The sequence below is a fragment of the Streptococcus mobilis genome (genome assembly GCF_059727625.1).
On sequence record NZ_AP041823.1, the window covers coordinates 1743133 to 1766775 of the forward strand.

The window sequence follows — 23643 nt, forward strand, 5'->3', positions numbered from 1 at the left end:
TGGAGAAAATCATTCTTTTTTTGTAAAATAAGAGTATGGAATATGTTACATTTAAAGAGAACGGTACTGTTCAAGAAGAAATCAAAAAATCAAAATTCATTTGTCATGTCAAGCGAGTCTTCTCTGAAGAGGAAGCTAGAGATTTTATCAATGCCATCAAGAAGGAACACTATAAGGCTACGCATAACTGCTCTGCTTTCATCATTGGAGAACAAAGTGATATCAAACGGACCAGTGACGATGGAGAGCCTAGTGGAACAGCTGGGGTACCGATGTTAGGAGTTTTGGAGAATCATCGCATCACTAATAGTTGTGTCGTGGTTACTCGCTATTTCGGAGGTATTAAATTAGGTGCTGGCGGTCTGATTCGTGCTTATGCTGGAAGTGTGGCACAAGCAGTTCGAGAAATTGGACTGGTAGAAATCAAAGAGCAAGTGGTTCTTGGGATCACACTTTCTTATTCCCAATACCAAGAATTTGCTAATTTCTTAAAAGACCATCAATTGGCAGAACAAGATCCGATGTTCACAGATCAGGTGATGACAACCATTTTTGTGGATAAAGAAAACACAAACTCTATCACAGCGGCTTTAGTCGAATTTTACAATGGCAAAGTCATTATTGAGGACCAAGGAATTCGTGAGGTTGAAGTACCCCTGTTTTCTGTAGAAAAATAATTAACAATACTATCGGCAACGATAGTTTTTTTTTATCACACCCATAAAATTTCTATATTTTACATTCTACTCACAAGGGACTATACTTGTTAGTATTAAGAAAACCTAGAACTGAGGTATATTATGGCTATTTATGAAAATATTACAGAATTGATTGGAAACACTCCGATTGTCAAATTGAACCGTCTTGTTCCTGAAGGAGCTGCAGATGTCTATGTCAAACTCGAAGCTTTCAACCCTGGATCATCAGTTAAAGACCGGATTGCTTTGAGCATGATTGAAAAAGCTGAAGCGGATGGCTTGATCAAACCAGGTGATACCATTGTCGAAGCAACTAGTGGGAACACAGGGATTGGCTTGTCATGGGTTGGCGCAGCTAAAGGCTACAAAGTTGTGATTGTCATGCCTGAAACCATGAGTGTGGAACGTCGTAAAATCATCCAAGCCTACGGAGCTGAACTCGTTTTGACTCCTGGAAGTGAAGGAATGAAAGGCGCTATCGCTAAAGCTGAAGCAATCGCTGCAGAAAGAAATGGCTTCCTTCCTCTTCAATTTGAAAACCCTGCTAACCCAGAGGTACATGAAAGAACAACAGGACAAGAAATCATTGATGCCTTTGGAAAAGATGGTTTAGATGCTTTTGTCGCAGGTGTTGGTACTGGTGGTACTGTTTCTGGTATTTCTCATACGTTGAAAAAGAATAATCCTGCTGTCAAAGTCTATGCCGTTGAGGCCAATGAATCTGCAGTCCTTTCTGGCGAAAAACCTGGACCACATAAAATCCAAGGGATTTCAGCTGGTTTTATCCCAAATACTTTAGACACTAATGCATATGATGGTGTTCGTCGCGTATCTTCAGAAGAAGCTTTCGAACTTGCACGCGCTATCGGTGGAGCTGAAGGATTCTTAGTCGGTATCTCAAGCGCAGCTGCTATCTATGCTGCTATTGAAGTCGCAAAAGAATTGGGAAGCGGTAAAAAAGTTCTTGCTCTTGCACCAGATAATGGAGAACGATACCTTTCTACTACCCTTTACGAATTTGAATAATTCTCTATATCAAAAAAACTTCGATAGGTTTCATCAACCTATCGAAGTTTTTATTTTTTCTCTTGTTTGCTAAAGAATACCTTTCCTTCTTTGACCCAGATCGGCATCTGTTGAGCTAAGGGCGCAAAACCACTCTTGTGGCGGTCATTTGAAAAACGATGGTGTCGAATACTTCGTTGTGGTGTTTCTTCTAGTGTTCTCAGAGAGAGGCTAGCTTTCTTAGAATATTCATCAACATCGATGACTTGGACAAAGACTTTTTCTCCAATTGAAAGAATATCATGAATATTACTTACATAACCACTTCGAATCTCTGAGATATGAATCAAGCCCGTGACACCCGACTCTAGTTCGACAAAGGCTCCATAAGGTTGAATGCCTGTGATGGTTCCTTCTAACTTATCTCCAATTTTCATTTTAGTCCTCAATTTCGATGGTTTGAATCACGACATCTTCTACTGGCTTATCCATCATACCTGTCTCAACAGCCGCAATCTCATCCAACACAGCAAAAGAAGCTTCATCCATCAATTGTCCAAATACGGTATGGCGTTGATCTAGGTGAGGAGTTCCCCCTTCTGTCGTATAGATTTCAGCAATTTCTTCAGGCCAGCCACCGCGGACCAATTCCTTTTTCGAATATGGGAGATGTTGATTTTGTACAATAAAGAATTGGCTACCATTTGTGTTTGGTCCAGCATTTGCCATCGAAAGGGCTCCGCGAATATTGTACAGTTCTTTTGAAAATTCGTCTTCGAAGCTCTCACCATAGATGGATTCACCACCCATACCTGTACCAGTAGGATCTCCCCCTTGGATCATAAAATCTTTAATAATCCGATGGAAAATGACACCATCATAATAGCCAGACTTAGCAAGAGCTACAAAGTTTGCAACTGTTTTTGGCGCTTGATCCGGGAACAATTGAATGTTCATCTCACCGTGATTGGTTTTGATCACAGCGACAGGACCGTCAACCGTAGCAAGTTCTAACTGTGGTAATGTCAATTCTTTTTCAACCATATTTAACTCCTCTAAGGCATAGAATATGCCATCTTCTTCTAAATTCTTAGTGATATAATCAGCTTTTTCTTGTAACTCTGGAGCAGATTTTCTCATTGCGATACTAATTCCAGCGTAATCAAACAGTTCTAGATCATTTAATCCATCCCCAAATACTAAAACATTCTCTGGCTTCAAGCCCAAATGATTTACAAGATGAGAAACTCCTGAAGCTTTTGAAGCTTCAAAGCGAACAACATCTGATGAATGGGGATGCCACGAAACTAGGCGCAAGTTCTCTTGCAAAGAAGGGGGCAACTCTAGTTCACTATCCTGTTCATCAAAGGTCCACATTTGGAAAATAGGTTCTTTCAAATGCAGATCTGGATCTACTGGTAAGTTTGGATAAATGATGTCAATAGCATCACTGATCAAGGGTGTCCGATTAGACAGGGCAGCTTGATGACTAGCTACTAACCCATAATCAATCTCGGATTCTTTGGCCCAATCCACAAAAGAAGAAACGATTGCTTCATTGATTGGTGATTGGTAGATCACAGTTCCTTTTGTATCTTCTATATAGGCACCGTTTAAGGTTACTAAAAAATCAGGCTTTAAGTCCATGATTTCAGGAACAACCCCAAAAATCCCTCTACCGGTTGCAATCCCTGTTCGGATTCCTTTTTCTTTCAACTGATGAAAGACTTCTTTGACAGATTCTGGAATCAATCCAGTTTCTTTTGCACGTAATGTATCATCAATATCAAAAAAGACGATTTTAACTTTTTTGGCTTTATAACGTAATTTTGCGTCCACTTGTCTCCCCCCTTATGATCATGCTCTATTATAGCATGTTTCCTTTTAAAAATCTTCTTGATTCACCAGATGGTGTCGGAAGGCATAGACGACTGCTTGCGTCCGATCACTGACTTCCAATTTGGATAAGATGTTGGAGACATGGGTCTTCACTGTTTTCAGAGAAATAAAGAGTTCATCTGCTATTCGTTGATTTTCATATCCTTTTGTTAATAGAGCTAGAATATCTCGTTCTCTAGCTGTCAAATCATCATGCAATTCAGCATGGTTCTTTCGTGACTCAACTTTTTGACTAACTTCTGTCTCAATCGCAAATTCTCCCTTTGCAACCTTCCGGACAGCCTGTAAGATCTCAGTTGCTGACGAGGTCTTTAAAATATACCCTTTTGCACCGGCATCTAAGACAGGGTAAATCTTTTCGTTATCTAAATAAGACGTCAAAATGACAATTTTAGCTTCCGGCCACTCTTTTAGGATGGCTAGAGTCGCATCGATTCCATTTAGCTCTGGCATCACAATATCCATGATGATGACGTCTGGTCTTTCTTTCAACGCCAAGTCCACCCCTTCTTGCCCATTTTGTGCCTCTAAGACTTGCTCAATATCGGTTTGCATGGACAAAAAGCTTTTCAATCCCAATCGGACCATTTCATGATCATCTACTAATAATACTTTCATACAGTTTCCTTTTCATTTTTATCTTTTACAAGGAGGGGAACGCGAATATCTACAGCCACTCCCTTTTGAGGACTCGTTCTTATTTTAATGGTTCCCGCCATGTCTTCTACACGTTCTTGAATATTTTTCAACCCATAACTCAATCGTTCCAATTTTTCCTGCTCAAAGCCGATTCCATCATCTACCATCCGTAAATGAAGTTGTTTTCCTTCCTGATGCAAAAAGACATCCATTTGTTGAGCTCTAGCGTGTTTCAAGGTATTGCTGACAATTTCTTGGACGATTCGAAATAGATGTTCTTCCATTTCTTTTGGAATGCTCACGTCATTATAATGGAAGACAACTGTTAGGTCACTCTTTTCCTTCAATTCTCTAAAAATCATCTCCATACCTTCTACCAAACTTTTTCCTTCCAATTCTGTAGGACGAAGATGTAGGAGCAAGACGCGTAAATCATTTTGGGCTGTACCCAGAATATCTGATACACCATTAAGTTGCTGCTGGATCTGACTTTTCTCTAACTCAAGGGCCTGGGCTGCCACTCCAGATAAAATCATATTGGCTGCAAACAATTCTTGACTAACCGTGTCATGTAGATCACGCGCAATTCTCTTACGCTCGATTTCCACAATTTCTTCCTCATTTCGCATCACACGATTTTCACTTTTTTGTAAATTTTCTTCTAGTCGAAGCAATTTGCTGTCCAATAAATCTAACTGTTGATTCAATTCTTTGGGGGCAATTTCTTTTCTCTGTGAAGCAGTCAGGATCGCTTCTACCTTTTGTTGTACTGCATGAACCGTTACAAATTGCGTGATTTTAATAATTAAGACAACCAAAGCCGTCAATGCAAGCGTCAGACTAAAAACCAAAAATAGGAATGACTGAAGCAAGGAAAGATCTGAAAGAAGTTTGCCCCACTGAAAACCAACAAAATGGAAAATGGTATGACAAATGACCGCAACCACCATTAGGGAATAGAAATACAATAGGAGATAGTCTAATTTCTTCATGCGCGAATCACCTCAACATCCCCAACAATACCAACTAACACAATTTTTATAGAACGGTGCGATCTCCGATAATGTGCCGTTTCAATGTCTATGGTTTCATTCCTCATTTTACGGACAGGAAGATCCAAAAATTTCAGATCTCCATACAGGGTGTTAATTTGTAAATGCAACTCTAAATCAATCGGTAAGATAATTTTTGTATTTCCAAACCCTTTCCGAATGATCACAACATTGTCCCAATTGCAAATGGCTACCTCCTCTAAATGGAGGGTGTCATTCCCAAAAACTCGGATCACATTCAGATCTCGATACCCTCGACTTTGCTTTGAAAAATGTTGTAAATCACCAATCCATCGAGTTTTTTCCTGACGAATTTTCGTATCCTCTTCAACATCAAACACAACGGCTTCATTTTCCTTATACATATAAGGATAGGCGATCAATAAACCATAAACCACCGCAAATAAAATGGCTGCAATCACAAAAGGATTCAGCATCACGATAAAAAACAAGAGCACACTCAGCGCGATTAATAAAAAATTCGCTTTTTGTTTGCCAAAATAGTAATACAAAAGGAGCAAAAAGAGAACCATCAAGACAACAAATCTGGAAAAATCGATTGATAAAATGGTGATCGCTGCCAATGTTAACAAAACGGCTTCAACGAAAATAAAAATTTGTATTTTCCACATAGTCTACCTCATCTTTTCCTATTTTATCAAATTTTTCCTCATTTGACTTCCGTCTGTGGTTGGATAAACGCAGACAATCAAAAAGACCCAGAAATCCATCTGAGTCTTAGACTGATTTATGAATCTCCACCAGTTGCACTACTGCTAGAACTTTCTGTATCTGATCGTTCAGCAGAGGATGAACTTGATGTATCTGAACTGGATGAGGCTTTCGTACTTGAAGAAGCTGTCACTTTAGGCTCATATACAGTCAAAACAATTCGTGTTCGGTTAATATCCACCGTACTCGAAACTTCTGGAGTTTGACTGACAATTTGACCGGCAGAAACAACTACCCCATCAGGGAGATGTTCTGTTTTTCTTAATTCGATATTGGCTTCTTTAATACCATAGATCTCAATCAAATTACTTCTAGCAAAATCATAAGTTGATCCAACATAGTTTGGCATTTCAATTGAAGTCGTTTCTTTCGCTACTTTCAAAACAATCTTTGTTTTTGAATTCAGAGAATATTGCTCTCCTGGAGCTGGAGTTTGTTCAAGAACTGTCCCTGCAGCATAATCGAAGGTCTCAACTTCTTCAATCGTGATCATTTTGCTTGATACTTTATAAGTATTTTTCAGATCTTCTTCTGCTTTTGCCCGTGTTTCACCCACGTAATTTGGCATTTCAAAGCTGTTTGGTCCTTTGGAAATAATCAAATCAATTCGACTTTGTTCTTTCTTTTGGGCCCCTGCATTTGGATTGGTTCGAATGACATAGCCTTCTGCAACCGAATCACTGTACTCTTCTTTCTCTTCACCGACTTGAAGGTCTTGTCCCTCAATAACCGCTCTGGCTTCGGCAATGGTTTTGCCGGAAACATCTGGAACTGTTTTATTGGCTGGGCTCATATATAACAAGAAAGTAAAGGCTGCAAGTACTAGGGCAATGGCAACAAACAAGACCTTGTAGCGCGCCCGCAAACGTCTTCTTGGCTTTTTACTTGGCGCCATGGTCTGCTGATCAGATAATGGTCGATTAGGATCTACTGAACTGATTTCACTGCGTACCTCAGAGATTGGAACAGGAGCCGTCTTTGGAGTTGGACTTACTTTCGGAAGAGTCTTTGTATCAGCTTTCGCTTGGTCTTCAAAAACCAGTTTTTTCTCATTTCTTCTCTCATAGGACAAGCAACTTGAAAGATCTACATACATCTCTGCCACTGATTTATAGCGATCCGTCAGTTTTTTAGCTGTCGCCTTGATCACCACATTTTCTAAAGCTTGTGGAACATTCTTATTTTCTTCACGAATAGATGGAAGTGGCTTTTGAAAATGCTGCAAAGCAATTGTGACTGCACTATCTCCATCATAAGGAATGTGTCCTGTCAACATCTCATAGAAAATAATCCCCATCGCGTAGATGTCACTTTGCACCGTAGCTTTTGAACCACGCGCCTGCTCAGGGGACAAATAATGAACCGACCCCAACATCGAGTTGGTCTGGGTCAAACTAGTCTCTGCAAAGGCCACTGCAATCCCAAAGTCTGAAACTTTTGCTGTTCCATCTGGTGTCAAGAGGACATTCTGTGGTTTTAAATCTCTATGGATAATGCCACGCGTATGGGCAAGACGCATAGCTAGAAGGATCTGCCCCATCAAACGAACAGCTTCTTCATTTGATAAAGGAGCATTTTCTTTGATATAGCGTTTCAAGTCTAAACCTGCAACATATTCCATTGCAAGGTATTGTTGTCCTTCTTCTTCGCCAATATCTGTAATCCGAACGATATTTGGATGGTCCAGCTCTGCCATCGCCTTTGCTTCACGCTGAAAACGCGCAACTGCAATGGGATCCGTCTGGTAATTCGTACGCAGTACCTTGACTGCAACTTCTTCCCCATCTAAAATCAAATCACGCGCAAGATAAACATCTGCCATCCCGCCGCGTCCAATTTGTTGGATGATTTTATATCGCCCGGCAAAAATTTTGCCGATTTGAATCATGCTGCGTCCTCCTCAGTAAAGTGGAGCAGTACAACAGTGATATTATCCAAGCCTCCAGCATTATTGGCAAAACGAATCAAGGTTTGAGCTTTTTCTTCCAGTGAAACATCACTCAAGACAATATCTCTGATTTCATCCGGGCCAATCATATTAGTTAAACCGTCACTATTGATCAAAATATAATCATCTGCTTCAACCGTCACCAAACCATAATCCGGCTCCAACTCATCTTTTTGACCAATGGACTGAGTGATGATGTTACGTTGAGGATGATGGGCTGCTTCTTCCTCTGTGATTTGACCTGCACGCAAAAGAGCATTTACAAGAGAATGATCACTGGTCAACTGCTGGTATTCGCCCTGACGAATGAGGCCAATCCGCGAATCTCCAACATGGGCATAAATCACTTGTCCTTCTACAAAAGCCAAAGCTTCCAGTGTCGTTCCCATTCCTTTGTGCTCATCATCTTGCCCAGCTAAATGGATCCGACGGTTCACAGCTTCTAAATGTTCTGCAAACCATTCCCGTACTTGATTAACCGTCTCGATCTCAGAAGAAACCCAAGCCGCACCTAGGTCTGTGACTGCCATTTCACTAGCAATATTTCCGGCACGGTGTCCTCCCATACCATCAGCAAGTAAAACCATAGATTTTCCTGCCTTGTTTTTATATTGATTTGCATAGTCTTGGTTATTTGTCCGTCTTTGACCTACATCGGTTAAGATCGTCATATCCATACTGTCAGTTTCCTCCTGATATTATGAGATTCTCTTAAAACGACTGATAAAGAAGCCGTCGCTTCCATATAATTCGGGTGTAATAAGGATACAATCATTTTTAAGAATATCTTTTCTTTCGTGATCCAATGGGACTTGTTCGAAATTTGGATGGTTTTTCAAAAATTGGTCCACCACTTCAAAATTCTCTTCACCCATAATTGTACACGTACTGTACACTATTATACCACCTTTACGCACACTTTGACAAACACTATCCAGAATGGCCAATTGAATAGCTTGTAAAGATACAAAATCTGCACTCTCTTTATTGTACTTGATATCAGGCTTTCTCCGTATCAAACCAATCCCTGAACAAGGCGCATCCACCAAAATTTTATCGAAAGCATCAGGTCCAAATGTTTCAAAAACTTTTGTCGCATCTAACTTCTTTGTCAAAATTTTGTCCGCAACATGGAGCCGATTAGCATTTTCTTGAATCAATTTGAGCTTATGGTCATAGAGATCCAAGGCTGTGACTTTCCCAGTTGTGAGATAAGAAGCCAGGTGGGTCGTCTTTCCACCTGGAGCCGCACAGGCATCTAAAACCCACTCGTCTCCTTGCAAATCCAAAGCTGGTGCCACCAATTGACTGGACTCGTCTTGAATAGTAATGCGCCCTTCTTTAAACAAGGAATGCGCCGCAAAATGTCCCTGCTCTTTCACGAGAGCGGACGAAGCAAGTAGAGAGGAGGTTGCTTCGAGTAGCTGCGCTAACTCTTCTTTTTCGTCTAGATTAATCACACGAATACTGGATTTATTACGTTGATAGAGACTCTTAAAAATAGCGCCAGCACGTTCTTCACCGTATTCTTCGATCAATGCTTTGACCAACCATACGGGTAGGGAATACTCTACCGAATAACGTTTGTTCTTTCGCTTGATCGTATCAATAGCTGGTAGTCCCTCGCGGAGGAGCTTTCTAAGAATAGCATTGACAAACTTCTCACTGCCTTCTTTACGACGTTTTGCTATCCGGACAGCTTCATTGACGATGGCATGATCGGGAATTCGGTCTAAATAGACAAGTTGATACAAACTCATCATCAAAAGATAATAGAGCCAAGGATCTAATTTCGTCCGGTCTTCAATTACGTGGGCGAGATACCACTCGAGCGTTATCTTCCGTGCTACAGTACCGTATACAACTTCCGTAACAAAGCTTCTATCTTTATCTGAAAGTTGAGAGTGTTCTAGCGCTTGATTTAGGGCAATATTAGAATAAGCTCCCTGCTCAAAAACCTCTTCTAGCACTCGAACGATCTGTTCACGCGCATTCATTTGTTTAACTTCCAAAGTGATCTCCTACTTTCAATTGACGGCCAGCGCCATTCAAAAAGTCTGTGATGGACATTTTTGGTTTTCCTGCTGGCTGCACAACTTTAAGGGACAATGCGCCTTCTCCTGCAGCGACCAGCAACTCTTTTTTGGTCAAAGCAATCACTTCTCCTGGATTTCCATTTCCTTCGCATAGTTCAGCTTCATAGACTTTTAAGCGTTGACCATTTAATAACGTATGAGCGACCGGCCAAGGATTCATTCCCCGAATCTGGTTAAAGACTTGGCGATTGGTTTTTGTCCAGTCCAAAACCTCTTCTTCCGGTAAAATATTCGGTGAAAATGTGACCAAACTTGGATCTTGTGGATTTGGCTTGATCTCCCCTGCCAGGTAAGCTGGCAAAGTATCTAGGAGTAAGTCACGTCCAAGGACAGCCAATTTTTCAAACAAAGTTCCCACATTGTCCTCATCTAAAATTGGGAGAGAACGAGCTGCAATCATGTCTCCGGCATCCATTTCCTTGACCATTTCCATAATTGTAACCCCAGCTTCTTCGTCACCATTGATCAGGGCATAGTGAATGGGAGCTCCACCTCTATATTTAGGTAATAAAGACGCGTGGACATTCACCGCAAACTGGAAGTTCTCCAACAATTTTGTCGGTAAAAATTGTCCAAAAGCAGCGGTCACAATTCCATCTGCATCTAGGGTTAAGAGAGTTTCCATTTCTGGACTACCCGATAATTTCTCCGGCTGAAGAACCGGTAGTTGATGTTCCAAAGCTACCTGCTTCACCGGGGTCATTCGAATCTCTTTTTTGCGACCTACTTTGCGGTCGGGTTGAGTCACAACCGCCAAAATTTCATAGCGCGAATCTGCTAACAATCCCTTTAAAACCGTCGCTGAAAAATCAGGCGTTCCCATAAAAATTAATTTTGTCATTTCTTTCTTCCTTACATAAAACTTTGAGGTTCATTATCAATACTGACACGTAAATCTTGGTTGCCTCTTTCTTGTGTAAATTCTAAGATTTGATTCAAGACCTGTGTCATGCCTTCTTCAAAACGATATTTCACAATGATTTGATAATGATACAAATTATGTGTGCGTGCAATTGGTTTAGGTGTTGGTCCTAAGATTTGGACCTGATCAGATAAGCCAGATCGGAGAATTTCCATGACCTGATGTGACTTCTCCATCACCATTTCCTCACTCTTATGAGATAGGGTTAGTCCAACTGTGAAGTAATAAGGCGTATAGCCTAACTGCCGGCGAATCTGCATTTCATAGGCAAAAAAACCTTCATAATCTTGGTCTTTGGCAAATCGAATCGCATAATGATGGGGGTTGTAGCTCTGAATGATAACCTCTCCTTCTTTTTCTGCTCGTCCGGCCCTTCCTGCCACCTGAGTCAAGAGTTGAAAGGTTCTCTCTGAGGATCGATAATCCGGTAAATTTAAAGAAGTATCCGCATTCAAGACACCCACTAACGTCACATTTGGAAAATCCAACCCCTTCGCAATCATTTGCGTCCCTAACAAAATATCCGCTTCTCCATTCCCGAAAGCATCTAATATCGCTGCGTGGCTCCCTTTTTTTCGAGTGGTATCCACATCCATGCGCAGAATTTTAGCTTCAGGAAAGATCTCTTGTAATTCATTATAGGCTTTTTGCGTTCCTGTCCCGTAATAACGAATGGAAGGACTTTGGCAATTTGGACAGTGTCGAGGAATCGCTTTGCTATAGCCACAATAATGACAGTTCATGGTTTTAGTATCCATGTGGAGGGTCAGTGAGATATCACAATTGGGACAAGTATCTACAGTTCCACACTCGCGACACATGACAAAGCTGGAATAACCACGGCGGTTCAACATCAAGACAACCTGCTCTTTTTTCTGCAAGCGATCAGCAATAGCTTCCACTAGAACCGGAGTGAAGTTACCAGCTTCATTTTGACCAATATAATCACGAAAATCAACGACTTTAACTTCTGGAATTTTGGCTGCCGGATTGGCCCGTTGGGTGAGACGAATTAATTCATAAACCCCTTTTGTTGCACGAGCCCGCGATTCTAAACTTGGTGTAGCAGATCCAAGAAGCAAAACTGCTTGATTGTACTGAGCTCTTAAGACCGCGACTTCCCTTGCGTGGTAGCGTGGGTTACTATCTTGTTTGTAGGAAGCCTCGTGCTCTTCATCAATGATGATGGCTCCGATGTTTTTTAAAGGGGCAAAGATGGCTGAGCGCGCTCCAACGACTACCTTAGCCTCCCCACGTTCAACTTTTCGCCATTGATCATACTTCTCACCGTTTGATAAACCCGAGTGCAGAATGGCTACTTCCTGGCCAAAACGCGAGATAAAACGATCCGTCATCTGTGGCGTCAGGGAAATCTCAGGGACCAACATAATAGCCGTTTTCCCCTTATTTAGAACTTCCTGAATAATCTGCAGATAAACTTCTGTTTTCCCACTTCCAGTCACACCTTCTAATAAAAAAGGCTTTGATGTTTTCCCAATTTGAGAAACTACTGTTTCGACAGCTTTTGCTTGCTCTGAATTTAAAAGCAGAGCCTGGGTCTGTTCTTTTCCTTCATAGTATGCAGCTGCCCGATTCACTTCTCGTTCTGTAATTTCTAAAACACCCTGATCAATAAAATAAGCCACTACTTCTCGTGAAAAATCCTGATACAATCCTGCTAAGGGTTGCTCCCCTTGCTCTAGCAACAGGCGCTCTTTTAATGCTAGCCTTTTTTTAGCTCTCGCTGATGGTTGAAGTTCTTTTAATCCTTCCTGGTTAACGCGATACCATTTTTCTGTTTTAATTTGTTTCTTATCCTTGGCCTTGTATTCAAGTACCAAATCTCCTTTTCTGACCAACCGCATCACTTGGGCTTGATCAGCCGCATCTAGAGAAGAAAAAGAAACTTCATTTTTTTCACCAAAAAGTTTCACTTTGAGAGTGGGCTCTAAAGAAGGTTGAGGATACAAAATCTTATCATAACTCGAATTGAGGAGAGAAGGAAGCATGGTTTTTAAAATCGTGATCTTATAAGAAAAAACACTTTTTCGTAATTGATCTGCCAACCAGAACTGCTCTTGATTTAAGACCGGAGTGTAATCCAAAACCTCCACAATCGCTTTTAATTCCTCGCTCGTGTCTGCCTCTTCTACAACGTCTACCACAATCCCTTGAATGAGGCGATTCCCTTTACCAAAGGGGACATGAACTCGCATACCTGCCTCCACCATATCCTCAAATTCTGATGGAATCTGATACGAATAGGGTTTATCTGTCTGCATCAATGGGACATCTACGATGACTTTTGCTATCACTTTTTCACCTCCAGCCTCTATCATATGAGCCTTACTTTATCACGGAACCCTTTAAATAGCAAAAAATAAGATTGAGAAGCCCCAACCTTAAATTTTTTCACCATCTTCTTTTTCTTTGGCAATTTGTTCCTTAATTTTGCGCTCTTCTTCTTCTTTGCGAATCCGCTCTGCTTCAATCCGACGACGAAGCGCTTCACGTTTTGCTTCTGGATCCGGGTGAACAACTACGTTTCCAGACTCGATTTCTTCAAGCGCTTGTAATGTTGATTTAACTGATTGGAATTCTTGAGTTGGTACTGCACCACTTTCCAATTCGTGGGCCCGTTTTGCCTCAAGAATGACCAATGAATATTTTGATGGTACTTTGTCAAGCAATGTATCAATAGAAGGTTTTAACATCATATTCCTATACCTAATTTCTAATTATTTATCTCTTCACAATAGTTTGTGTTTTTGGTAACATATCCAGATAATGGCCAATGACACGGTCTACACGGAAATGCTCTGCTTCGATCACACGTTTGACACGCTCAGCAGCAAGAGGAACCTCATCGTTCACAATTGCGTAGTCATATTCACGCATCATAGCGATTTCTTCTTTTGCTTTTTCAATCCGTTGCGCAATGACTTCTGCACTATCTGTTCCGCGTCCCACTAATCGATCTTGTAATTCCTCCAAATCAGGCGGCGTTAAGAAGATAAAAACTGCATCTGGCACTTTTTTCTTTACTTGGAGCGCACCTTGAACTTCAATTTCAAGAAATACATCGATTCCTTTGTCCAAGGTTTCATTCACATAAGTTAAAGGAGTCCCATAGTAATTTCCAACGTACTCAGCATACTCTAACATTTGCCCTTGACGGATCAAATCTTCAAATTCTTCACGTGTACGGAAAAAATAATCGACACCATCCACTTCACCTGGACGTTGTGCACGCGTCGTCATCGATACAGAATACTGAAACTGATTGTCCGAGTTTTCAAAAATTTCTCGTCTGACCGTTCCTTTTCCAACCCCTGAAGGGCCAGAAAATACAATTAATAAGCCACGATCCGCCATGATTTCTCCTTCAATGTCTTTCTATCTAGTGTAACAAAAATCGGCCTAATTTTCAACTGATTTTTTTCATTCAAAAAGCTTGAGATGCTAGATCTCAAGCTTTTCGTTTATTTTGCGTAATCTACTGCACGCAATTCTCGAATAACGGTAACCTTAATGTTTCCAGGATATTCAAGATTTGATTCTATCTTCTCACGAATATCATGAGCTAAGATCGTCACTTTATCATCCTTGATTGCCTCAGGGCTAACCATAATACGGATTTCACGTCCTGCTTGAAGGGCGAAACTTGTCTTAACTCCTTCAAAGCTGTTTGCAATTTCTTCAAGATCTTGCAAACGTTTGATGTAACTTTCTAGTGACTCACTTCGTGCTCCAGGTCGAGCCGCACTCAAGGCATCCGCTGCAGCGACAATGACTGCGATAACACTTTCAGGCTCCACATCTCCATGGTGACTGGCAATAGTATTGACAACCACTGGGTGTTCTTTATACTTACGTGCCAATTCTGTCCCAATCTCAACGTGACTTCCTTCCACTTCACGGTCAATCGCTTTACCGATATCATGCAAGAACCCTGCACGTCGTGCCAAAGTAGCATTTTCACCCAACTCACTGGCAATAATACCAGAAAGTTTGGCAACTTCAATGGAGTGACGCAAAACGTTTTGACCATAAGATGTACGGAATTGCAACCGTCCCATGATTTTCATCAAATCTGGATGGAGGTTTGGCGCACCGATTTCATAAGCAGCGGCCTCACCGTATTCACGAATACGATTGTCAATTTCCTGACGGTTCTTCTCAACCAGCTCTTCGATGCGGGCTGGATGGATGCGACCATCTTTGAGAAGGCTCTCCATTGTCATACGGGCAATTTCACGACGAATCGGATCAAACCCTGACAAGGTCACCACCTCTGGCGTATCATCGATAATCACATCAACCCCCGTCAAGCTCTCAAAGGTACGAATATTGCGTCCTTCACGCCCAATAATCCGGCCCTTCATGCTATCATCAGGCAAATGAACGGTTGAGTTTGTTTGCTCTGCAACAAAATCACCAGCCATTCGCTGCATGGCTTGTACGAGAATGTCTTTTGCAATTTTATCAGAACGTTCTTTCACTTCCAGTTCTGCTTCACGAATTCGTGATGCAATTTCTTTTGAAAGTTGATCTTCCGTCTGATTCAAAATAATGTCACGCGCTTCTCCTTGACTTAGAGCAGCGACACGTTCCAGTTCTTCTACTTTCTTGTGTTCAAGCTCTTCCAGCTGTTGTTCACGCGCATCAATGTGTTTAGTTCTATCTGTAAGACTTTGCTCTTTGTGTTCAAGAGACTGTTCTTTGCTTGTTAAAATGTCGTCTTTGCGATCAAGATTGCTAGCACGTTCTGCCAAACGGCTTTCTAATTGCTTCAATTCTTGTCGTTCTGACTTAAACTCAGCATCGACCTCTTCACGATATTTTCTGGCTTCTTCCTTTGCCTCCAAAAGTGCTTCTTTTTTAAGTGAACTTGACTCATGCTTCGCCTCTTTTAAAATCAAATCGGCTTCGCGTTCTGCCTGTCCACGTAAATTCGTTGCTTCTTGTTCAGCATTCAAAAGGGTGAGTTCCGCAGCTTCTTTTGAAGCTTTCATTTTAAGAGCAGTTCCCACATATCCAATGACTAAACCAATGACCGCGGCAAAAACACCTGTAATTACAAAATTCATGCTTTTACCCCAAATCTATTTAATTAGTTGAATTAAAAATTCTTTTACATTTTACCATAAATTACTAAAATTAACAATCTAAAAAAACAGGAAAAACCTTTTATATTTTTGCTTAATGCTTGTCCTTTTATCGTCTTTTCTTTCATGGAACCTCTGTGAGATATTCATTTATTTCGACTTTGTTGAATCTGCTTTTTTATGCTATAATCAAGAAAAACAAAGAAGGATTTGAGTATGACAAAAGAAGTAATTGTTGAAAGTTTTGAATTGGACCACACAGCTGTGAAGGCTCCCTATGTACGCTTGATTGGGGAAGAAACTGGACCCAAAGGAGACAGCATCTCTAACTTCGATATTCGTCTGGTGCAACCCAATGAAAATGCGATTCCAACGGCAGGGCTCCACACGATCGAGCACCTTCTTGCAATGCTTATTCGCAAACGCATCGATGGTATGATTGATTGTTCCCCATTTGGATGTCGCACTGGTTTTCATATGATCATGTGGGGACAGCATTCAAGTACGGAAATTGCTAAAGTGATTAAAGAATCTTTAGAAGAAATTGCATCTGTCAGCACTTGGGAGGATGTTCCAGGCACAACCATTGAGTCTTGTGGAAATTACAAGGATCACAGCCTCTTTTCAGCCAAAGAATGGTGTCGCCTGATTCTAAATCAAGGAATTTCAGACGATCCATTTGAACGTCATCTTGTTTAAGACTAAAAAAAGGATGAACCATAGGTTCATCCTTTTTTATTGTCATTTTTCCCAAAAAGGGGATGTCTGATCAAGCATTAATAATCCAGAGCATCTGAATGACCTTTTCCGTTTCCTACGAAATAACCCGTTTTGGCATTGATACTAAAGAGATAGGTTCCATCTGGTTTGAAGAGGTTGTAATAGCCATTACCGTTAATGATATTGACACGCTCTAAAATGTATTGATTGCCAGTGATATGTCCACGTTTACGAGCAATATTCAATACTTTTTCAAGGATCCCATCACCAAATACCCAAGCTGGGTTATTGACATCATTGATAGCTGCTTGGTTATATGGCACACGACTCAAGTTCCGCTGAAGTGGGACACCATCGCTTGGAAGACCGTACCCTGAATAGCCTGGGTTTGCCGTTCCTGCACTACCTGTAGCAGCATTGACAGCTGGGGCCGTAGGCGTTGCTGCTTGAGCTGGGGCTGGGGTTGCATTAGAAGTATCTGTACCACCTGTTCCAGTCACTGGTGCCGGTGTCGCAACTTGTTGTGAACGTCCTTGCGCAACCGCCTCATTCAATAAGCTATCTAATTTTTCATTGCCTGTCTTTGTTTCTGCAAAGGTCGCATCACTTTTCGCTTTGGCAGTTGCATCAAGAACTCCATCTTTGATGACTGGAGAACTAAATTGAGAATTCACTTTTTGAATGGCAGAAACTTGCTTGACAAGGTCTTCATATTTTGTTTTAGCCGCATTATAATCACTGCTTCCTTCTAATTTGTCCAGCAGTTTCTTCAGATTTTCCAAGTCTCCGAATTTATCATTTTTAAGAGCACTTTTTGATTCATCTACAAAAAAGGCATCGTAGGCTTTGGTAAACTCTTCCAATTTTTGAGCCTGTGTTTCACTGCTACTTGATTTAGAAGTAGAAGATGACTTGCTAGATGAAGACGATACAACAGTTGTACCACCAGATTTTCCACGACTGTGCATCCAGTTATAGGTCACAAAAATGGCCGAACCGACAATCGCAAGACCTAAGGCAGAGTATAGAACCGCTTTGATTCGTTTGCCCGCATTGCTTGGTGTTTCCTCAGGAAGTTCCTCAGCTTCTACAATTGGTTCAGTTGGTGTGGGGCCAAATTTAATCTTAGCAGGTAATTCAGTTGAGATAGCATCCATTTCAGGCCTTTGTTCCAAGACTGTTTCCGTTACTTCCGGTGCCTCCACTGCTTCAGCTACTTCAGCAACTGTTTCTGAAGCTGCCAACTCTTCAGCTTTAGCCAATTCTTCTTTGGCCAAAATTTTTGTATCGTATTTTTCAGCTTCAATTTCTGCCCGGTGTTGTTTGATGTATTTGTCTAAGACATTATCACCTTCAGTTACACCTGCTTCGATTTCTTCTGCCTTTCGATTGGCCTGCCCAATCGTCATCTCTTTAGCATCTTCAAAGTCTAAAATTGATTCTGTTTCTTGCTCTAATGGCTTTTTATCCTTCTCTGTCATAAAAATCCTTTCTATGCCTTTATCTGCCTTTTTACACGTTCCCCAAAATATTGGTAGAGATCAACTTTAAGGGTTCCGTTATAAAGTTTTCGTTTTTTTTCTGCTTTACTACCGAATTTAGATTCAAAACCTTCATCACTGGTTAGGATGAATTTACTCCAGGTTTTGAGAGGTGCAAATACGTGCCCCATTTCAGTATACAATCTCGTCACGCCTTCATCATCAGATAAGCGTTCTCCATATGGAGGGTTAGAAATAATCACCCCATTGATCTTATCTGAGTGGAGATCTTGGACTCGCATTTGTTTAAAAGTAATGTCATTGCTAACGCCCGCTTTCTGAGCATTTTCTTTAGCAATCTCAACCATCCGTGCATCGATATCGGTTCCCATAATATCCAATTCGATCTCACGATTGATTTTCCTGCTCGCTTCTTGACGAACTTCATGAATCAAGCGATCATCCATCCAGTTCCATTCTTCAAAAGAAAAGGTCCGACGCAATCCAGGTGCCATCTTTCTAGCAATCATCGCCGCCTCAATACAAAACGTACCAGAACCACATGTGGGGTCAATCAAGGGCTTATCTGGATACCAGTTTGACAGCAAAAGGATGGCTGCCGCCATATTTTCCTTAATAGGGGCTCCCCCTTTTTCGGTCCGATAGCCACGTTTGAAGAGGCTACTACCAGTCGTGTCAATCAAGACGGTGGCTTGGTCTTTAAGGATCGATACTTCAATCTTGAACTCTGCCCCATTTTCCATCAAGGGAACCCCTTCTGGTCGGGCATAGTGTTTTTGTAACTTTTTAACCACTGCTTTTTTCGAAATGGCCTGAACGCTAGGTTCATTATGCAGTTTTGATTTGACACATTTAGCCTTAGAAATAGGAAAACGTGCTCCTAAAGGCAAATAATTTTCCCAATCCAAAGCAAAGACACCTTGAAAGAGTTCTTCAAATGTTTTGGCTGGAAAAGTCCCAACCACAATTTTCACTCGATCAGCCACGCGCAACCAGAGATTTGTCTCGATGATTGCTCGACGGTCCCCTTGAAATCGAACCCGTCCATTTTCAACCTGGCAATCGTAGCCAAGATCGCGTAGTTCTCGACCAACAACTGCCTCTAGACCAGCAGCAGCCGTTGCAATCAATTCAAATTGTTTTTTCATCTTATTCCTATCACTTTAAAAAAGGAGGTTGAGATCTCTCTCCACCTCATCAACCTATATGCAATTTTCTATAAGCCATGTTTTGTTCCAGAAATGACTAGGTACCATTTCCTTCGATAATCATCTGTCTACTGTTTCCAGTCAGAATGCTATGTTCGTTTCCACGCATTCCATGCCCCGACCAAAGTTTGGGTTGCTAGCTTGAGGGGTTTACCGCGTTCCACTTTTTAGGTTTCCCTAAAAACTACGTCACTGTGGCACTTTCAGAGCTACTAGAGCTTATCCTTAGACTTAGCTCCTTCACTCGCCGTAACTTGAATACCAAGTCCCTAGGCTTATGGATTCACCTAGCACAAACACTACAGGCATCACAGCCTGTGCTAGCATGGACTTTCCTCATGAGAGCATTCTCCCACGCGATTATCCAAAAATTGCACGATCTATGGGATTAATAATCGCGATCTACGATCTGTTTCCCAAAAACTTCTTTTTCCAAACGATTGAGTCGCTTAAGAATATCAAAGTTCGTCGCTGTTGTCACTTGCGGGAATTCTTGCGTAGCTGTACTAGCAATTGGAGATGTTTGTGGTGTTTCCTGTGCTTTTTGGGCAAGTTCTTCACGAAGGCGTGCGTTTTCTTCACGCAATTCCTTCACCAAAGCAGCATAGGTTTCATAGTCTTTTATGACATCATCCAAAAATTCATTTACTTCATCTTTACTATAACCACGAACTTCTCGTTTGAAATCTTGATCAAAAATATCTTTCGCAGTAAAAATAATACTTGCCATTACTCTCTCCAATCTAGTTCATCATCTCAATTATATAAAAAATTGGTAAGAAAAATCAAGGTATAACACTTAGTTTTCGTAAAAATTTTCAGCAAGTTCATTTAAGTCATCAAAACTTAATTCTTTGACATAAAATAGTTCTTTTTCTCGCATCATTTTGTAAAGATACTTTAAATTGGTTTCATTTTCTGGATCGTAAAAAAGGTAAGCTCCATCCGCATTATCTATCAAAAACTGATTGTATTCTTTTAATTGACCCGGATTGCTATAGTGAGGATAAGCATATTTCACGAAATCCACCTGTTTGAAACGTGCCAACATTTCCTGATTGGCTTCATTCCAATTTTCGCCAACATTCTCAAATAGGAAGATCGTCGCCATTTGAAAATCGTAATCTTTTTTTAATGCAAAGGCGACCTCTAGTACCCAAGCCTCAAATCCCAAATTACCAGAAAAGACCAGCCATTTCACTCCTTCTTCAAATAGACGACGAAGATCTCTTTCAATGGCTTTTTTGATAATGGTCAGTCGAGGGTCTTTATTGGAAAAGACTCCCACATCAAAACTCTTATAACCTGCAACAAGTATGGTATTCATTTTTTCCTCATTATTCTAATTTATGATATAATAGAGTGATGTAATTGTACCAATAAGGAGAACTATGGTCAACTATCCACATAAAGTAGCCAAAAAAACCTTGGTCTCTACACAAAGGAAACATCCAGTCGACTTTGCGAATCGTGGGATGACATTTGAAAAAATGATCAATGAAAGCAATCAATACTATCTTTCTCGAGGTCTAGCAGTCATCCATAAAAAACCAACACCGATTCAAATCGTGAAAGTGGATTATCCACGTCGCAGTCGGGCAAAGATTGTTGAAGCCTATTTCAGGCAAGCCTCAACGACGGACTATTCTGGAGTATACAAGGGACGCTATATCGATTTTGAAGCGAAGGAAACACAGCAAAAGCAATCCATGCCGATGAAAAATTTTCATCAACATCAAATCGATCATATGGAGGCAGTTGTTCAGCAAGGCGGTATCTGTTTCGTTCTCTTGCATTTTGCAAAGTTGAGTGAAACCTACTTACTTCCTGCTCCTGCATTAATTCACTATTACAACATCGATCATGGTAGTAAATCCATGCCCCTCTCCTATATTCAGGAGCACGGCTTTCTAGTAGATAAGAATCGTCTTCCAAGCGTTCCTTATCTTGATATTATCGAACAGAAACTTCTAGGCGGTATTTAAATGAATAAACAAACAGTCATTCAATGGTTGAAATATGTTGCCATCGCAGCCATTTCATTTTTCTTACTTTTATTTGTCCTCGGTGGACTGATATTTAGTTACTATGCTATGAAAGCACCAACCTTGTCTGAAAAAGATTTGGTTGCAACAACATCTAGTAAGATCTATGACAACCAAAATAACTTGATCGCGGATTTGGGAGCTGAGAAACGAATCAATGTCACAGCCAATGAAATCCCTACTGATTTGGTCAATGCTATCGTTGCGATTGAAGACCACCGTTTCTTCAATCACCGTGGGGTCGACATCATTCGGATCGGCGGTTCCTTCCTTCACAACTTACGAGGAGGAAGTCAAGGTGGGTCAACCTTGACGCAACAATTGATCAAGTTAACCTATTTCTCCACTTCAGCCTCTGACCGTACCCTCTCTCGTAAGATCCAAGAAGCTTGGTTAGCAACCCAACTAGAAAAGAAAGCAACCAAACAAGAAATCTTGACCTATTACGTCAATAAAGTATTTATGGCGAATGGGAACTACGGAATGCAGACAGCTGCGAAAAGTTATTACGGAAAAGATCTAAAAGATCTTTCGCTCCCTCAATTGGCACTCCTTGCGGGGATGCCCCAAGCACCAAACCAATACGATCCATACTCCCATCCTGAAGCAGCGCAACAGCGCCGAAACTTAGTATTAAAAGAAATGCTCGATATGAAGACCATTTCTAACAAACAATACGAAGCAGCGGTCAATACACCTGTTACAGATGGTCTGCAAAGTCTCAGTTCTTCAAGCAGTTACCCAGCCTATATGGATAATTACCTAAAAGAAGTGATCGAGCAAGTCGAAGAAGAAACGGGCTACAATTTGTTGACAACCGGAATGGATGTCTATACAAACGTGGATACAGAAGCTCAAAAGAAACTATGGGATATCTACAATACAGATGAATATGTCAATTACCCGGATGATGAAATGCAAGTAGCTTCTACCGTTATTGATGTCAATACTGGTAAAGTCATTGCTCAGCTGGGTTCTCGTCACCAATCCAGCAATGTTTCCTTTGGTACAAACCAAGCGGTTGAAACGAACCGTGACTGGGGTTCAACAATGAAACCAATCACAGATTACGCACCAGCTCTTGAACATGAGGAATATACCTCTACAGCAGCTACTACAACAGATGCGCCATACAACTTCCCTCATTCATCAACGCCTGTCTACAACTGGGACCGTTCATACTATGGTAGCATGTCCATTACCTACGCAATTCAACAATCTCGTAACGTGCCTGCGGTGAAGGCCCTGGAAAAAGTTGGTCTTAAACAAGCTAAGAAATTCCTCAATGGATTAGGGATCGATTACCCAGAAATGGTTTACGCCAACGCTATCTCGAGTAACACTAGCGATTCTAGCAACAAATACGGAGCCAGCAGTGAGAAAATGGCAGCTGCCTATGCTGCTTTTGCCAATGGCGGTACCTATTACAAACCATCCTATGTTAGTCGGGTTGTCTTTAGTGATGGCACAACCAAGGAATTTGAGTCCGAAGGAACTCGTGCAATGAAAGCAACAACTGCCTACATGATGACAGATATGATGAAGACAGTTCTCTTGTCTGGTACCGGTACAAATGCTGCCATTTCGGGAATCTACCAAGCTGGTAAGACAGGTACATCAAACTATGCTGATAACGAAATCGGTAAATTGACAAAAAATGCTTATTCAAATATTGTAACACCGGATGAATTGTTTGTAGGCTACACTCCTGAATATGCCATGGCAGTATGGACAGGTTATTCCAATCGCTTTACACCAGTATTGGATAATGGAATACAGGTCGCAACGGATGTCTACCGTCAAATGATGCTCTATCTTGCTAATAATAATAACTCTGGTCATACGGATTGGACGCAACCAAGTGGACTGTATCGAAGTGGTTCTTATCTCTACTTAAACAATGGTAAGAACAACTACAATAACTACTACTATGAGCCAAGTTATTCCACTGATCAGTATTCGTATGAAGAACCATCGTCTAGCTCTTCGAACGAAGAAAATCAATCTAAACCATCTGAGCCTTCTTCGCAAGACTCTAACAATCATAACGAATAAATAATATAGAAGTC

22 protein-coding genes and 1 other RNA gene are annotated in these 23643 nt (G+C 41.1%); 5 read left to right on the forward strand and 18 right to left on the reverse strand.

Features of this window, described 5'->3' with window-relative positions:
• Positions 1-35: 35 nt before the first annotated feature.
• The gene (locus AC6IZR_RS08370) at positions 36-677 is read left to right on the forward strand and encodes a YigZ family protein (protein WP_497848427.1); all 642 of its coding nucleotides are present in this window, start codon (positions 36-38) and stop codon (positions 675-677) included.
• Between the two features lie 123 nt (positions 678-800).
• Positions 801-1724: a cysteine synthase A gene (gene cysK / locus AC6IZR_RS08375; protein ID WP_493494788.1), complete on the forward strand. Its 924-nt coding sequence runs from the start codon at positions 801-803 to the stop codon at positions 1722-1724.
• 50 nt (positions 1725-1774) lie between these two features.
• Here cysK and AC6IZR_RS08380 read toward each other — a convergent pair whose 3' ends face one another.
• The 13 genes from AC6IZR_RS08380 to AC6IZR_RS08440 form a co-directional block, all read right to left on the reverse strand.
• Positions 1775-2140, reverse strand: coding sequence for a S1 RNA-binding domain-containing protein (locus AC6IZR_RS08380; protein ID WP_024054568.1), 366 nt, complete (start codon positions 2138-2140; stop codon positions 1775-1777).
• A 1-nt stretch (position 2141) separates the two neighbouring features.
• Positions 2142-3542, reverse strand: coding sequence for a bifunctional Cof-type HAD-IIB family hydrolase/peptidylprolyl isomerase (locus AC6IZR_RS08385; protein ID WP_497848428.1), 1401 nt, complete (start codon positions 3540-3542; stop codon positions 2142-2144).
• Between the two features lie 45 nt (positions 3543-3587).
• Positions 3588-4220 carry a response regulator transcription factor gene (locus tag AC6IZR_RS08390; protein ID WP_049473347.1) on the reverse strand — a complete coding sequence of 211 codons (633 nt, stop codon included), beginning with the start codon at positions 4218-4220 and terminating at the stop codon, positions 3588-3590.
• Entirely contained in the window at positions 4217-5233 is a 1017-nt protein-coding gene (locus tag AC6IZR_RS08395) for an envelope stress sensor histidine kinase LiaS (RefSeq protein ID WP_497848429.1), read from the reverse strand. Before AC6IZR_RS08395 ends, AC6IZR_RS08390 begins: the two co-directional genes overlap by 4 nt.
• On the reverse strand, positions 5230-5925 hold the full coding sequence (gene liaF / locus AC6IZR_RS08400; protein ID WP_003003865.1) for a cell wall-active antibiotics response protein LiaF: 696 nt from the start codon (positions 5923-5925) through the stop codon (positions 5230-5232). Before liaF ends, AC6IZR_RS08395 begins: the two co-directional genes overlap by 4 nt.
• Positions 5926-6041: 116 nt before the next feature.
• Positions 6042-7913: a Stk1 family PASTA domain-containing Ser/Thr kinase gene (gene pknB, locus AC6IZR_RS08405; RefSeq protein ID WP_134974514.1), complete on the reverse strand. Its 1872-nt coding sequence runs from the start codon at positions 7911-7913 to the stop codon at positions 6042-6044.
• Positions 7910-8650 carry a Stp1/IreP family PP2C-type Ser/Thr phosphatase gene (locus AC6IZR_RS08410; RefSeq protein ID WP_049474471.1) on the reverse strand — a complete coding sequence of 247 codons (741 nt, stop codon included), beginning with the start codon at positions 8648-8650 and terminating at the stop codon, positions 7910-7912. Before AC6IZR_RS08410 ends, pknB begins: the two co-directional genes overlap by 4 nt.
• 21 nt (positions 8651-8671) lie before the next feature.
• The gene (gene rsmB, locus AC6IZR_RS08415; RefSeq protein ID WP_497848430.1) at positions 8672-9985 is read right to left on the reverse strand and encodes a 16S rRNA (cytosine(967)-C(5))-methyltransferase RsmB; all 1314 of its coding nucleotides are present in this window, start codon (positions 9983-9985) and stop codon (positions 8672-8674) included.
• Positions 9975-10910 (reverse strand): methionyl-tRNA formyltransferase, encoded by a 936-nt coding sequence (fmt, locus tag AC6IZR_RS08420; RefSeq protein WP_497848431.1) that lies wholly within the window; start codon positions 10908-10910, stop codon positions 9975-9977. The genes rsmB and fmt overlap by 11 nt, the downstream gene beginning before the upstream one ends.
• An 11-nt stretch (positions 10911-10921) precedes the next feature.
• On the reverse strand, positions 10922-13330 hold the full coding sequence (locus AC6IZR_RS08425; RefSeq protein ID WP_497848432.1) for a primosomal protein N': 2409 nt from the start codon (positions 13328-13330) through the stop codon (positions 10922-10924).
• Between the two features lie 63 nt (positions 13331-13393).
• Positions 13394-13708, reverse strand: coding sequence for a DNA-directed RNA polymerase subunit omega (gene rpoZ / locus AC6IZR_RS08430; protein ID WP_003010339.1), 315 nt, complete (start codon positions 13706-13708; stop codon positions 13394-13396).
• Positions 13709-13733: 25 nt separating this feature from the next.
• On the reverse strand, positions 13734-14366 hold the full coding sequence (gmk, locus tag AC6IZR_RS08435) for a guanylate kinase (protein WP_049496152.1): 633 nt from the start codon (positions 14364-14366) through the stop codon (positions 13734-13736).
• A gap of 107 nt (positions 14367-14473) precedes the next feature.
• Positions 14474-16081, reverse strand: coding sequence for a ribonuclease Y (locus AC6IZR_RS08440; protein WP_497848433.1), 1608 nt, complete (start codon positions 16079-16081; stop codon positions 14474-14476).
• Positions 16082-16315: 234 nt separating this feature from the next.
• On the opposite strand from AC6IZR_RS08440, the gene AC6IZR_RS08445 reads away from it, so the two are divergent.
• The gene (locus AC6IZR_RS08445; RefSeq protein ID WP_497848434.1) at positions 16316-16798 is read left to right on the forward strand and encodes an S-ribosylhomocysteine lyase; all 483 of its coding nucleotides are present in this window, start codon (positions 16316-16318) and stop codon (positions 16796-16798) included.
• Positions 16799-16875: 77 nt separating this feature from the next.
• On the opposite strand, the gene AC6IZR_RS08450 is transcribed toward AC6IZR_RS08445, so the two are convergent.
• The 5 genes from AC6IZR_RS08450 to AC6IZR_RS08470 all read right to left on the reverse strand — a co-directional run bounded on the left by AC6IZR_RS08450 (position 16876) and on the right by AC6IZR_RS08470 (position 20856).
• Entirely contained in the window at positions 16876-18300 is a 1425-nt protein-coding gene (locus AC6IZR_RS08450) for a cell division site-positioning protein MapZ family protein (RefSeq protein ID WP_150905424.1), read from the reverse strand.
• Between the two features lie 11 nt (positions 18301-18311).
• Entirely contained in the window at positions 18312-19469 is a 1158-nt protein-coding gene (locus AC6IZR_RS08455) for a THUMP domain-containing class I SAM-dependent RNA methyltransferase (RefSeq protein ID WP_497848435.1), read from the reverse strand.
• A gap of 66 nt (positions 19470-19535) precedes the next feature.
• An RNA gene (rnpB, locus tag AC6IZR_RS08460) (RNase P RNA component class B) lies at positions 19536-19901 on the reverse strand.
• A gap of 16 nt (positions 19902-19917) precedes the next feature.
• Positions 19918-20259: a cell division regulator GpsB gene (gene gpsB, locus AC6IZR_RS08465; RefSeq protein WP_049473359.1), complete on the reverse strand. Its 342-nt coding sequence runs from the start codon at positions 20257-20259 to the stop codon at positions 19918-19920.
• Between the two features lie 69 nt (positions 20260-20328).
• Positions 20329-20856, reverse strand: a complete 528-nt coding sequence (locus AC6IZR_RS08470; protein ID WP_497848436.1) for an SLOG family protein — start codon at positions 20854-20856, stop codon at positions 20329-20331.
• 64 nt (positions 20857-20920) lie between these two features.
• Between AC6IZR_RS08470 and recU the strand changes: the two genes are divergently transcribed.
• Both recU and pbp1a read left to right on the forward strand, forming a co-directional pair.
• Entirely contained in the window at positions 20921-21514 is a 594-nt protein-coding gene (gene recU / locus AC6IZR_RS08475) for a Holliday junction resolvase RecU (RefSeq protein WP_003010355.1), read from the forward strand.
• Positions 21515-23629, forward strand: a complete 2115-nt coding sequence (gene pbp1a, locus AC6IZR_RS08480; RefSeq protein ID WP_021154545.1) for a penicillin-binding protein PBP1A — start codon at positions 21515-21517, stop codon at positions 23627-23629.
• The last annotated feature ends 14 nt before the right edge of the window (positions 23630-23643 follow it).